Below are 13330 nucleotides of genomic sequence, written 5' to 3' on the forward strand. Positions count from 1 at the left end.
CTATTCGATCTTGCCTTTCGTGAGGCCGCGCCACCAGTCGCCGATGCCGTCCGGATCCGCATCGCCATGCCCGACATCGACCAGGAACTGCGCCGCGACCCCCATCTGCCCGGTGGTCAGCCCGGTGAAATAGCCCGTCATCTCGATCGCGTTGCGCGTTGCGCGCTTCGTCTCTTCGCCCCGGGCGATCTTGCCGAGGTCGGAACCGACATTGAGCACGCTCTCGACGCCGCCCTGCGCGGGCGTGAAGCGATATCCGAAAGAAGGCCGGTCGGCCGCTTTCGCCCACAACGGCGGGCCAACGTCGCGCAGCACCGGGATCGGTCCGAAGATCTGGAAGATCATCGACGAGATGGCCCATTCCGCCCAGCTTTCGTCGTCGTCATCGTCGGGCGTCCGGCCCGCGAGGAGCTCGGAGAGGAGCGGCGGAACGACGAACAGCCACCAGGCGCGCGCGATCAGGCCCGGAGCATCGGCCAGCTTCGCGTACCGCACATCGCGCCCGAAGGTGCGCTGTCGCTGATAGAAGCCCGACATGAAGCTGTAGAACATGGTCAGCAGCTTTCCGGCCTCGCCGAACGTGCCCCGGCCGGACTGGATAGCGGCGAGATCCTTTACCGAGCCGGCGCCCTGCGACTGGCGCACCGCCTTGTCGGCCGAGTAGATCGCATCCTCTTCGGACATGCCCTCGGCGATCGCCTTGTCATAGGCGCCGAGCCATGACGGGATGACGACGACACGGTCCATGTAGCCGATGCCGTGAAACGCGAACTTCTTCACGACGCTCAGATTGCGCTGCCCGGCCGCCTTGCGGACATTGTCGCGGATGTCGCGATCGAGCGTGTCCATACGGGCCCGGACCTCTTTCGACTTGTCGAGCACGAAATTCCACGCCGCGGGATTGCCGATGTCCTTCAGGTGCGGAACCACCCAGCGCGCTCCGATGCGCTCGAAGCTGTTCGAATAGCCCGCGATCTGAAGCATGATCGTGCTGACGCGGAAGCCCATGCCCACGATCGTCGCATTGAGGCGCGCCTTCTTGATGAAGCCCTCGATGCCCGCCTGCCCGGCGCGGTCGTAGGCCCATTCATTCGCGATGCGCTGAAGCCACGGCCGGAACATCTTGCGGATCTCGGGCCCGAGGCTGTCGTCGACCGCCTTCATGATCGGCCGGGCCTGCAAGAATTTGTCGGCCTGCATGATCGCCTCGCGGTGCGTCAGGTCGTGGATGACCTCGCCGACGTGCCGGTGAATGACGCCAAGGCTCAGATGGATCGGGCGCTCGACGTTCGTGCGCTCTTTCGTGAAGCCTTTCGGCGTCGTCGCGCGGGTATAGATGCCCTCGAACAGGCTGTCGCTCTTCGCGGCATAGCTTTCCGATTCGTAATTGCGGCGCGGATCATAGACGACCGGGTAATAGCCGCCCTTCAGCACGCCCCATTTCGTCTGCACGGGCCGCGCCTCGATCTTCTCCGGCGCGATATCGTTGACGCGCTTCTCCATCGCCTCGATGTCGGGCCACAGGCTGTTGATGATGTCCCAGACCTCCTGGACATAGCTCCACTCCTGTTCGGTCATCACCCGGTCGAGCATCGCCTGTACGCCCGTCTCCGACCATCCATAGCCGCCGAGCAGTTTGTCGAAGTTGCCGCGGTTGCCGGTGTTGAGCGCGATCGCCACGACCATCTCGCGCGTCATGACGAACGAATTGCCGGTTTCGCGGTTGAGGAGCTCGGGCGCGGTGATCTTGTCCGACCAGCTTTTCAGCGTCTTCTTGTCCACCTTTTCGAGCGCGGCGCGCAGCTGCCCGAGCGTGTCGGCCATGCGCAGCCGCTCATTCTCCTGCGCGTCGACGAGCGGACGGAACACGATGCGATTGAAGATGCCGTTGCTATCCTTGCCGTCGAGCCAGTCGAAAACCGTCTCCATCTTGAGCAGCGCGGCGTCGGCCGCGGCGACCTTGGACCTGATCGCATCCCACCGCGACGGCTCCATGAGGTCGCTCGGCGCGCGCTGGGGCAGCTTCGCGACGGCCTGCACCGCCTCGGTCACGGTGACCTCGAACTCGCGCTTTTCCTGCCCATCCTGCAATTCGCGCTTCAGGCGGCCGAGATGGATGATCTGGCGCACGGCTTCATCGAGGCCGAGCAGCTGCTCGACGGTGAGCCGGGTCCAATTGTTCTTGCCGATCGTCGCCTCGAACGACGAGGGCACGACGATGTCATAGCCCTCCGCCTGCCGCTGCGATGACCATTCCTCCCATTTGCCCTGCCGATTGATACCCTTCTGCGACCGGCGCTTGATGTCGACCGCCTCTAGCAGAGCGTGCGCCTGCTCCAGATAATCCTGGTCAACCGACTTCATGACGCGCTTCGAAGCGATATTGTTGAGCCGGACGCGCGCCGCCTCGACTTCTTCGTGCGCCTTCTTCGCCTCGGAATAGAGCGCGTTGTTGAGCATCTGCTGCTGTTTCGCGCGGAAGGCGCCCTCAATGTCGCGATCGAGATAGGCCGCCTCCGCATCGCGCGCGGCCTTCTTGCTGGCGCGAGCATAGCGCTGGAGCGCACCCGGCATCGCCTCGACGCTGACCTTGCCGCCACGGATCTTCTGGCGCGCCCAATCCTTCGCCGCCGAATAGGGCGTCGGGGGCTGCCCCGCCTTCCGGCCGAGAACGCGGACCTCGGCGGCAATAACCTCGCCCTGCAAATCATTATGCACCGCGGCGATCGCCTCGCGTTCGATGCTGCCGTCGGTGAGCGGCTCACCATAGCGTTCGCGCATCATCGCATCGAGCTCTTCCTCGATGACGCGGTCGCGCATCGTGCGCAGGTCGCCTTCTTCGCGTGCGGTGCGGTGAGCGATCTCCATCTCGATAATGGCGTCGATCATGTCGCGGCCGGTCGGGAAGCCAGCCTGCTCCGCGACCGTGTCGGGGTGGATGCCGCCATTCTTCATCACCGGCCGGCCCCCGCGCGGAAGCATCACGGCCGCTTCGTCGCCCATGTAGTCAACGACCCAGCGCCGGTCGATCGGGGTATCGCGCATCGCGGTGATGGCGAGGAACACCGGCCGCTCGGAAACGCTCGCCTCGATCTCGTCGCGGAGCTCGGCAGCGATATCCTTATAGCGCTTCGTGTTGCGGGCCCGAATATCGCGCACCGTCCTGTCGAGCAGCTGACCGCGGGCCTCGATTCGGGCGTCGGCCGTCAGACGCTGGTAAGCCTCGAACTCCGCAGCGGTCATATCGGTGCCGTCGGTCAGGAGCGGCGCGACGCTCTGTTCGCGGCTGGCGAGGGCAATATCGTCGTCGGTGGCGATGAGCCGGTCCATCACGCGCCGGATCTCCGGTGTCAGCGGCGAGCGGAGCGCCTTCACGCTGCGATAGATGCTGACCAGCCAGGCGCGGAACTGCTCGAAGACGCTGCGCAGCGCCGGAACGGGGGCCTTGCCCTCCATGAGGTATTGCTCGACGCCCCGCGCCCACATCTCGTGCGCATCGACGGGGATAACGCCGTTCTCGATCGGGTGGCCGTTCGCCGCAAACCACTCCTCGACCTGGCCCCAGTCGTCGCGCAGGCGATTGGTCGCCTCTTCCGACAATGCATCGGCGCGAAGCTCCTCAAGCCACAGGTGACCGGTTTCGTGAAGGAAGGTCGACAGGTTGCGCGACTTGAACAGCTCGATGATCGCGGCGCCGGTGAATTCTTCGCTCGGAAAGATGATCCGGCCGCGCGGCGATGCCGGATCACCGCTCTGTTCAAGGTCCCGCGGTTTGCCTTCGGAGCCCAGCGAGAGTATGGGTCGAGACCGCTTCTCCGGCCTAATGCCCGATATTGGTTCGGGATCACGTGCCGGAGGGGCACCCTCGAACACGTCGATGCCCTTCGCCTTCGCATTGGCGATCGCCGCGCGGATCGTGTCGTCACCCGTGACGCTACCGCGACCTTTTTTACCATAGACACTGGTGACCGTGGCGAGCTTTCCGTTCGGCTCGATGACGGCAAGGATGGGATCGCCGCGCGAATCTCGCAGGGGCAGCGCGACAACGACGCGGTTCGAATCCTTCAGCGTCGTGGGATAAATCGCCCAAGGCTGTTCGAGCGCGGCGGAAAGGCCCGCGATATCGCCAACATCGACATCATGCTTGTTCGCGATCGAATGGATCTTGCCGCGACCGATCTGGAGGTTGCCGGCCGGGACGCCATAATCGACCAGCGCCTGCGGGACAGGGCCGAGGTCGATGAAGCCGCGCGTGCGCGTGCCGTCCCATGCCGCTTGGATATCGTCGCGGAGCCCCGCCTGCTGATAACCCCGCCCCTCGGCGGCATTGCGCGAGGAATAGGCGGCCACGGCATTCCGGATCTCGCGGCGCGTGGCGGTGGCTGGATCAAGCCCCTCATTGGCGAGCAGGGTCGCGAGCTCGACCGACGCATCCGACAGCGTCGTGTCGTTTTCGCTGGCGTATCGGGTCTCGCCGCGAAGCTCGGCGCCGATCGCGTCGAGCAGGAGGTTATTGTCGAGCGCATCCTCATAGGTTGTAGCTTCGCGGCCGGCGAGCTCTGGGAAGTACCCCGCGTTGACCGCGGCGTGCAGCACATCCTCGTGCGCCGTATTGCGCTGCTCGCCGCCGATGAAGCTTGCCTGTCCCTTTTCGACCGAGCGCACCAGGCGCTTGCGGAACGGCGCGCCGCGGTGCCACGCATCGCCGCCCATGCTGGCGATATCGCCGCCCGGATCATCGATGCCGCCGCGGCGAGCGATGAACTCGAGGAGCGAGGGGCCTTGCTTCGCGCCGGGCGTCCCGCGCCGCATCGCATTGATGACGCGGTCGAGCCCATCATCCTTTTGGCGCAGCGCCAGCTGCTCGGGCAGGATCTGCACGACGTCGACGTCGGCGAATTCCTTGCCGGTCAGCATCTGGCCCTTGCGCATGGCGCGCGTTTCGTACCGCGCCGCTACGAGCTCGGCCTGCGTTCGCGCGACCGACGGTGTATATCCGGCCGACTGGAGCTTCTCGACCACGTCGGTGATCAGCGCCTCGCGGCCCTCCATCATCTCGCGGTCGAATTCGTCGATCGCGGCGGCCTGCTCTTCCATGGTCTGCCGCAACTCCGCGATTTCCATGTTGAAGCTTTCGGCCTCGAACCGCGACATCCCCCCCGGCGACAGACGCATATGATCGCGCAGCGCGTCCCATGCCGGAGTGCCGGGGAACGCGGACAGCACGCGCTCGACCGGCATGACGACATCGCCGCCCGTCGCCATCGCCTCGAGCGATTGTTCCTCGAACTCGGCCCATGTGTCGGCGTCGAAATCGCCCGACTGCATATATTCCTGAATAGCCTCGGCCGGGATATAGACATCGGTGACGCCGCTATCCTCGGCGAGCTCGCGCATCAGCGTGGCAAAGGCATCCGGGTCGCGTTCGCGCAACTTCGACTTCTCCGCCGCGGCGCCGGCGTTCTCTAGAAGCGCGCCCTCCTGCTGTGCGCGCTGCGCCTCGCCGGAGCGGGCCGCCAGTAGCGCGGCGCCCTCTGTGAACTTCTGCGCGCCCTTCACGGTCAGCGTCGTGGTACCGACGCCGCCGATCGTCGCGAGCAGCGTCTGCCCCGCCGCTGCGGGACGTTCGGCGATGAACTCGCTCATCGTCTTTTCGGGGTTGAGCGTCACCCAGCTGTCGAAGTCCTGAAGCAAGGTGGCTACCTGTTCGCCCGGCACTTCGGCGATCATCTGGTTGAGCAGCATCTTTCCGAACGGGGTGCGGTTGGCGAGGTCGCCGAGCAGTTTCGATGCGGGGATGCGTTCGGTGATCGCCTCGACGAAGCCCTGACGGCCGCCATAGGCGAGGCTAGTGCCGATATCCTTGCCGGCGTCGCGCGCGTCCTGATATTCGCTGGCGCCGACCATTGCGCCCATGATGCCCGACGCGGCCTTCGGGTCGCGGGTCAGAATCGCCATGAGCGAAAGCGGGGTCGATTCGGTACCGCGCAGCAGGTCGCGCGCGATCCAGCTGGTCGACTGCGGACGCCATTCCTCTGTCGCGGCATCGAGCGCAGCACGGCGCGCAGCGCGGGCGTCGACCGAAATCTTGCGCCCCTTCTCCATCGCGAGGTCCCAACGGGGATTATAGCCGAAATAGGTGCCGACCAGGTCGCTGAAGAAACCGGCGATGGCGGGCTTCGGATCGATCGCATCCGCAACGTCCGACACCGCGCCGATCGCGCTCTCCATGCTTTCGCCGAGAGAAAACAGGCCTGCGGCAAGGCTGGGGCCGACGCCGGTCACGGTCTCGCGCGTCGAGCGCCAGGTCTTTCCGAGGAGGGACAGGCTGTCCCAATCGTCCGAGGCCGCAGCGGCGCCGCGCGGCTCGGTGGCGGCCCACTTGCCGATGGCGGGATATCGCTCGGCCACGGTCATGAACCGACGCACGTCGCGGCCGCGCGTCGCGTCGGCCATCCGGTCCTCAACATCGAGCGGAGGGACGCCGATCTCGCGGCTGATCGTCGTTGCGCGCCCGACTGTCTCGGGCGATGTGGTCATCAGGAGGTCGAGGCGCGTGCGTTCGTTGCGCTCACGGCGCATCTCCGCCTCGATAGGATCGATGCTCGCTACCGGCTCATTGTCGGTCTTGCGCTGGCGATATCGCTGATCGTAATAGTCGAGGCCGGGAAGGGTCGGGGGCAATGGGGCACCTCTTCTGTTGCCCCGGAACGCTAGGGATGACGCAAATGCTCTTGAATCGCGCTATTTTCCTGCCGCTTCTCCTCGCCGGTTGCGCCGCCGCGGGCGACAATGCCGAGCAGGAAACGAAGATCGAGGAACTGGAGAACCGCATCACGGATCTCGAAGGGCGCGCCGACACGGTTGACGACAATCAAAAGGCGATCGCGGCCGCAGCCGCCGTCAGCCTGAAGCGCCCCGTTGCAGCGCCTACAGATCTTGGCACCGACCGGGCGTTCGAGCGCATCAAGAAGCTGGAGAGCGCCGAGCAGGAGCGCGGCGTCAAGGAAGCCGAAGCTGCGTTCAAGGATGCTGTCGCGAAATAGCTTTTAGCGGGGTACCCCACGCCCTATAGGGTGCATATCGCACGCGGCCGGCCTCTGTCTTCGGACACGCACACTGGCCGCGTCTTTATTTGGCGTAGTAGCGCCGCCAGTAATCCGCGATCTGATCCTCGGTCGGTTCCTTGCCATTGGTGCGCTTGTACGCCGTGACGATCTTCTCGCGCGTCGCATCGGGGATGTTCGAAGCCCCCATATCATAGACCGGCTTCGACGATGAGCCGCCGTACCAGGTCTTTGTAGGCACCTCGCGCGTCGCGCGCTTGAACAGCTTCTGATAATCGTCCTCGGTGAGCTCTTTCTTGCCGTCATCGCTCAGCCGGCGCGCATCGGTTTCCATGATGCCATAGATCGCGACGCGCTGATCCTCGTTGAATTCGCCGAGGCCGCCGTATTTCTCGCCCCAGCTGATCGCGCCCGTGATGCCGCTGCGCATGCGGACATCCTTCGGCTTCTCGGTGCGCATCTTCGCCTGTTTGGTGGCGAGCGTCTCGAGCTCGGCGCGGGTAACCTTCCCGGCATAGGCGCCGAGCGACATCGACTTGAACCCATCGGGGTCGTAGATCGACATCATGGTGAGCGCGAGCGCGTCGGCGCCGTTCGCTGGCAGTTCCTTCGGCGCGGCGTTGCGCTTTCCCACGTCCATGTAGCGCAGCTGTGCCTCTGGGCCCAGGCGATCGCGGATGCTCGCTGGCATCTGGGAAATGTCGGTGAAGTTGGGATTTTTCAGCACCCAGTCGGACGCATCACGCTCGGCCTGATTTTCTTCGCGGGCCTTCAGCTGCTCGTCGCGCGCGATTTCCTTGTCGGCCCACAGCTTCGACCGCTCGCGCCGTTCGGGCGACCATCCCTCCTTGTCGGCGAGAGTGTCGATCTGACTATAGACCGCGGCCTTGTCCCAAGTGCGCGGCGACTGCTGCGCGCCGCTGCCCCCGCCGATCGCGGCCGTGTTCTTCGCGACATAGTCCCGCGTTTCCTTCGGCAATCGGGCAAGCCAGTCGCCGCCACCGGCGATCGCGTCGTCAACACGGCCGGGCCCGGCATTATAGGCGGCCCACGCCTTTGCCGGATCGCCGCCGTATCTTTTCAGCATCGCGGCGAGATAGTCGCGGCCGACGCGGGTGCGCTCCGCGTCGCTATTATCCTTCGCCGGTTTGACCCCGAAACCCGGATCGGTATTGGTGCCCGGCATGACTTGCATCTTGCCCTGCGCCCCGGCCGGTGAGGTAATGAGACGCCCGGCCGCATCACGTTCCCGATTGCCCGATTCGCTCTTCGCGGTCACCGCAACCATCGCGTCGAAGGTGGTTCCGGCCGGGGCGGCATCCTTGGTGCTCGCCCCCTCGGCGACGGGCATTGTCCCGACGGCGCGGTCGAAATCGCCCTGTGCCTGGCGGGTAAGAAGCGGTTCCTTCATCGCGCCGCGTAGCGCGAGCTCGTCATTGGCGTTCATCTCGTCGGCGTTCGCCTCGAGGTAGATCTGCGCCGCATCGATATCATCCTCGGCGAGGAAGCGGTTGACGACATCCTTGTGCACGGCGCTGACCGCATTCGACTTTTCAAGCCGCACCTGGTTGGCCGACCATCCGTTGAGCTCGCCGAGATCGTCGACGGCCGCCTTCATCGTATCGATGTGGGTGCTCATCAGGTCCGGCCGGTCCCAATTCGCGGCGGCGTCTTCGCCCGATAGCACGACCTGTGCCTTGAGCGTGCCATCCTGCTCGACGCGCAGCTGCCGTGTAGCGTGCTCGCCGATCTTGACCGTGTCGGCACCATATAGCCCCGCGATGCGGTCTTCTGCCATGCGGCGCATGCGGTCGTTCGTTGCGGCGCCGAGCGTTTCCTCGCGCAATTTCGCGAGCGCCTCTTCGGTCGCGGGACGCTTAGTATAAGCGTTGGCGCCCTGCTCAAGCTGGAACTCCGACAGCACCTTCGCGGCGCCGGTCTGGTACCGCTGCGCAGCCTTCCGGCTTTCGGTGTCGTCGAAGCGGAGATTGATATCCTCCTGCGCTTGCGCGTAATCAGCCCCAGCACGGCCGAGGTTGGCTACGCCCTGCGCGATCGCGAGTCCCCCCGCGGCCACGTCGGCAGCACGGTGACGCTCGCGTGTCGTCTCGGCGGGTGCGACCTGGTCGGACTGATAGACCTGGGCGCGCACTATGCCGCCTTCATCTTGCTGTACTGCGTCGCGCCGCCGAGCGCCGTCGCCGCCATGTCGAGCCCGCCCTTGATGAGGGCGCCTTTCGCGGCGAACCGCGAGGCCTTGGCGCTGGAGCGGTAATTGGAGGCCGAAATATCGAACCCGCGGACCTTCTCGGCGCCCTGGTCATAGATGCGCTGCACATCTTCCCGGCCGAGCATGTCGGTGTCGTTCTGCACGTCGACTGCCGAACCGAAATCAAGGCTCACCCCGTTCGCGGCTTGCGCTACACGCTGCTCGCCCTTCAGCTGAGCGATGCGCCGGTAATGCGCCAGCGCCTCGGTCTTCGTGTTTTCGGTTTCGCGGAACGCCGATTCGCTGTCCATCTTGGCATTCTGCGTCGCGACCCGCGCCTCGTACCGCGAGGCGGCAGCGCTTTGCAGTGCGGCATAGCCCTGACCGGCCATCGTCACAGCGGTGGCGGCCAGTACCAGTGTCGTCGGATCACACAAGATCGCGCACCTTCTCAAAGCCGTAGAACGGGACCCCGCCGACGCGGCGGCGATCGTCGCCTACCTGAAAACCCCAGCGCCGCAGCATGCGGATTGCCGCAGCGTTCTCGCAAGAGACATAGCCAGCGAGCGTTTCGCTTGAATCGTGCAGCCGGGCGATCATGGCCGGGCCCATGGAGAGCAGCGCGCGGGCGTGCTGCCAGACGATGTCCGTGCCGAGGAACCAAGGCGCCCCGGCGCCGGTCAACGCGCTGTTGATGACCACGCCGAATATAGCCTCGGGGCGATCGTCGACGAACGCGGTCCATGCTTTGTCGCTGTTGAGGATCGATTCGCGGAGCGCCTGTTTCGGCGTGTGACCGAAGGCCGCACATTCCCGCGCGTCGATATCGCGCATCCGGCGCGCCACCGATCCGACATGCTTGGTGCGGGCGAGCTCCAGCCGAATCCGGCTACTCATTGACGCTCAAGTCCACGAACGCGCCGAGAAGCGTGAAGGGCAGGGGCGCGGTCTGCTGAATATGGACGCAGATCTTGCCCTGCTCGTGATTGCCCGAATTGATGAGGTAATCGCCGGACAGCAGATCGTCGGTTGCGCCATAGGCCTCGGCGATGCGCTGCTTCATATAGACGAGGTTGCTCGCCGCTTCGCCGGCATAGACGCCGGAGGTTTCATAGAGCGACAGCGCGATCGGCCCCGGCTGCTGATTGCGGCCGACATTCCAGCCGCCGCCCGGAATATTGGCGCGCACCGGCAGTGTCTCGATATACACCTCGAAGGGTAGGCCGAACGTCACCTTGCGGCCCGCCGCGATTTCCGCGGGAAGGGTCACCCGTCCGTTCGTCACGGTGAGATTTGCGACCGGTACGCCGTCGACCAGGCCCGCGACGTCGGTGCGGCCTTCGAGATGCCATAGGCCGACGAACTCGCGGCGCGGGATATCGAATTCGCCGCTGACCGCGCAATCCAGAAAGCAGCAATCGGATATCGTGTCCCAGCTATGCGACGCCATGCGCTCGACGAAGAAGCGGGCAGTGGCGCCGATCATGCGCTTGACGATCAGGTAGACGCGATCCTCGCCATCTTCGGTGATCGAGCACACCGAATGCACCTCACCGCTGGTTTCGCAGATGGTCCAGCCCCAGACATTCTGCTCCTGCTCCCATGTGAAGCAAAGCAGCTTGCCGTCGGCGCGCACCGCCCAGATCAGTGACCGCGGCTCCTGCGAATAGCACCACGAGACGATGTCGAACCCGTCGAACAGGTGCGGACTGAAGATGGTGATATCGTTGCTCTTCAGCCCGTCGACCTCGAAACTATAGCCGATGGTGCGGATGCTGTGCCCGGTCGACGTCATATAGAAGACGACGTTGTCGACGATAAGCGGACCGAGGCGCGCGGAACCTCGGCCGATCTGGCGGCGGGGGGCCTGGCTGGTCGCGGTGAGCACCCCGCCACTGCCGTCGCCATCGACACTGAAGATCGCGTCACTGGTCAGCGCGAGCAATGTCGTCGTCGATGCCATCTGCTCGACCGCGTTGACGCGCCCGGCCACGATGCTGAAGGCGAGGCTGTCATCGGCGCGGAGCGGGCGCGAGCGGTCGAAATTCTCGAACTGGCTACCCCCGCTGCGGCTTCCCCAGATACCATTGGGGACATTCTTGGTCCGGCCCATGAGCAGGCGCTGCTCGAACAGCGTCACGGTCGACGGATAATCCCCGGCGCCCGGGAAGGGATTGAACCCCTGCGGCGGCGCCTGGTCGAGCGCGGGCCCGATATTGTCGTCGGTGAAGCTGAGATCCTCGGTCGTGCCGATATAGCCGAAGAACTGGCTGTTATGAGCTTTGTAGACGTTATAGCGGGTCGCGCCGGCGACGGCGCCCCACGTGATCGTATTGATGTTCTTCTTCAGCGTGAGGTCATTGACTGCCGGATCCTCTGCCGATGCGCGGCTTTCCTGCCCCGTGTCGTCGTTGACCGCGGTCACGACATAGCTGTCGGTCTGCGGGAAAAAGGCCGCACCGTCATTTGCTTCATCGGTGTTGGTGACGGTGGGGACGGCGGAGACGCCAGCGGGCGCGGCGATCGCCGGACCGAAGGTGATACTGACGAACTGCCAGTCGGTGTGGCCCGCGCGCAGCAGCTTCGTCGGCGCATGATCGATATGCGCGAGGAACATGGTGTCGGCCGTCTGCTCGAAGTCGAGCTCGGGAAGCTCGACCCCGTTGTACGGGCTGCCCACGACATAGGCGCGCGAAACACCCATCAGGGGATCGGATTCTGATTGTTGCGCGGACCGCCGCCGAAGCCGCCACCGCCGCCACCGCCGACGCCTGGGGGCGGATCCGGATCGACAGGTGGGGGAACGACGGGCGGGTCGGGCGGCGGGTCCGGCGCTTCGGTGCGCGTAATGCCGCCCTCGGCGGCGGTGAATGCCGCAACGCCGCTCGTGTCGGCGTCGATCGTGAACTTGTTGCCGTCGACGACGGACATGACGTCCCAGTACCGGCCGTTGAGCAATTCGCCCATCGGCCCCTCGATGCCGGTCAGGTAGATCTTCTCGCCGACCGCATAGTCGTGGAAGGCCGCTTCAACCTCAGCGTTCGCCGCGTTTGAGATATCGACGATTTCGAGCTCTTCTTCGAGCAGCCGGCCGCCGAGCGCGCAGGGCGACATATAACCCTGCCCCATTTCGAGGGCATAGGTCTGGGTCAGGCTGAATTGGAAGGGGATGATGCGGGTCGGCTCGGCGCCGTCGATCACCTCTGCTACCAGCCGCGTGCCCGGCCGTTTGGTCAGACCGCCATATTTGAGGATCAGGACGTTCTTGCCCTGCTTCAGGCCGGCCGCATAGGCGTCGACGTCGAACCGGCCGTGAAGGTGCGGCGCCAGTATGCCGCGGCTGAAATTCGGTTGCCCGGCGCGGAACATCAAAATTCGTCCAGGATGCCGGCGCGAGCATATTCCGCATCGCTGATATAGCGCGGCGCCGACCGGGGCGACTTGTTCCGCTCGTCGGCGATCGCGTCGGCCTTCTTGAAGGCCGCCTCCTGCATCAGGTCCGCCTTCAGCTTCTTGTCCTTCTTGATGGCGAAGCAGGTCCGGGCCGCGAGTTCGAGGACATAGGCGCGCGCGACGAGCGGTGGCAGCTGGAAGGCGCCGTTGCGATGGTACACCAGCGTTGCGGTTGCGACGTTCGTATAGACCTTGCCGTCGGCCACGATGAATGCGAGCGGCATGGCATTCTGGTGCGGGAAGGTGGCCGGCCCGCCGAGCGGAAGCGACGTGGCCGCTGCTTCAACGCCGCGCACCGCGATCGCCGTCGCGCAATCAGCGGGCAGGGCATAGCAGAACAGCCATTCGGCGGGCCGGTCGTTCCCGATCTGCGCCAGCACCTGATAGGTTTCGGTCCACTGCCATTCGGTCCAGTCGAGCAGTTCGTCCATGATGACGAACGCGACCGCGGCGCACGCGCGCGCTTCGTTCGACGGCTCATTGAGCGACTGGATCGGCGGCGCGGCGAGATCGATCAAAGCCTGATTGCAGAGCGCGACGGTGGTCATGATCGGGCAGTAAGACGGCGCGCAGCGCGCTTGAATCGGCGCCGCTCAGCGGC

General features: G+C 65.1%; 8 protein-coding genes. 1 reads left to right on the plus strand and 7 read right to left on the minus strand.

What is annotated here, in order from left to right; all coding sequences use genetic code 11:
• Window positions 1-6684 carry a MuF-C-terminal domain-containing protein gene (locus AC3A43_RS09135; protein ID WP_487792229.1) on the minus strand — a complete coding sequence of 2228 codons (6684 nt, stop codon included), beginning with the start codon at window positions 6682-6684 and terminating at the stop codon, window positions 1-3.
• A gap of 44 nt (window positions 6685-6728) precedes the next feature.
• On the opposite strand from AC3A43_RS09135, the gene AC3A43_RS09140 reads away from it, so the two are divergent.
• On the plus strand, window positions 6729-7046 hold the full coding sequence (locus AC3A43_RS09140) for a hypothetical protein (protein WP_487792230.1): 318 nt from the start codon (window positions 6729-6731) through the stop codon (window positions 7044-7046).
• 85 nt (window positions 7047-7131) lie between these two features.
• On the opposite strand, the gene AC3A43_RS09145 is transcribed toward AC3A43_RS09140, so the two are convergent.
• From AC3A43_RS09145 to AC3A43_RS09170, 6 genes are read right to left on the minus strand one after another with little or no spacing between them, the layout of a single operon-like run.
• The gene (locus tag AC3A43_RS09145; RefSeq protein ID WP_487792231.1) at window positions 7132-9219 is read right to left on the minus strand and encodes a transglycosylase SLT domain-containing protein; all 2088 of its coding nucleotides are present in this window, start codon (window positions 9217-9219) and stop codon (window positions 7132-7134) included.
• Entirely contained in the window at window positions 9219-9713 is a 495-nt protein-coding gene (locus AC3A43_RS09150; RefSeq protein ID WP_487792232.1) for a virion core protein, T7 gp14 family, read from the minus strand. Before AC3A43_RS09150 ends, AC3A43_RS09145 begins: the two co-directional genes overlap by 1 nt.
• Window positions 9706-10110: a hypothetical protein gene (locus tag AC3A43_RS09155; protein ID WP_487792233.1), complete on the minus strand. Its 405-nt coding sequence runs from the start codon at window positions 10108-10110 to the stop codon at window positions 9706-9708. The genes AC3A43_RS09150 and AC3A43_RS09155 overlap by 8 nt, the downstream gene beginning before the upstream one ends.
• A gap of 55 nt (window positions 10111-10165) precedes the next feature.
• On the minus strand, window positions 10166-11980 hold the full coding sequence (locus AC3A43_RS09160; RefSeq protein WP_487792234.1) for a phage tail protein: 1815 nt from the start codon (window positions 11978-11980) through the stop codon (window positions 10166-10168).
• Entirely contained in the window at window positions 11980-12645 is a 666-nt protein-coding gene (locus tag AC3A43_RS09165) for a hypothetical protein (RefSeq protein WP_487792235.1), read from the minus strand. The genes AC3A43_RS09160 and AC3A43_RS09165 overlap by 1 nt, the downstream gene beginning before the upstream one ends.
• Window positions 12645-13277, minus strand: a complete 633-nt coding sequence (locus tag AC3A43_RS09170) for a phage connector family protein (RefSeq protein WP_487792236.1) — start codon at window positions 13275-13277, stop codon at window positions 12645-12647. The genes AC3A43_RS09165 and AC3A43_RS09170 overlap by 1 nt, the downstream gene beginning before the upstream one ends.
• Between the last annotated feature and the right edge of the window lie 53 nt (window positions 13278-13330).

Source organism: Sphingopyxis sp. Soil_C_28, assembly GCF_057657055.1.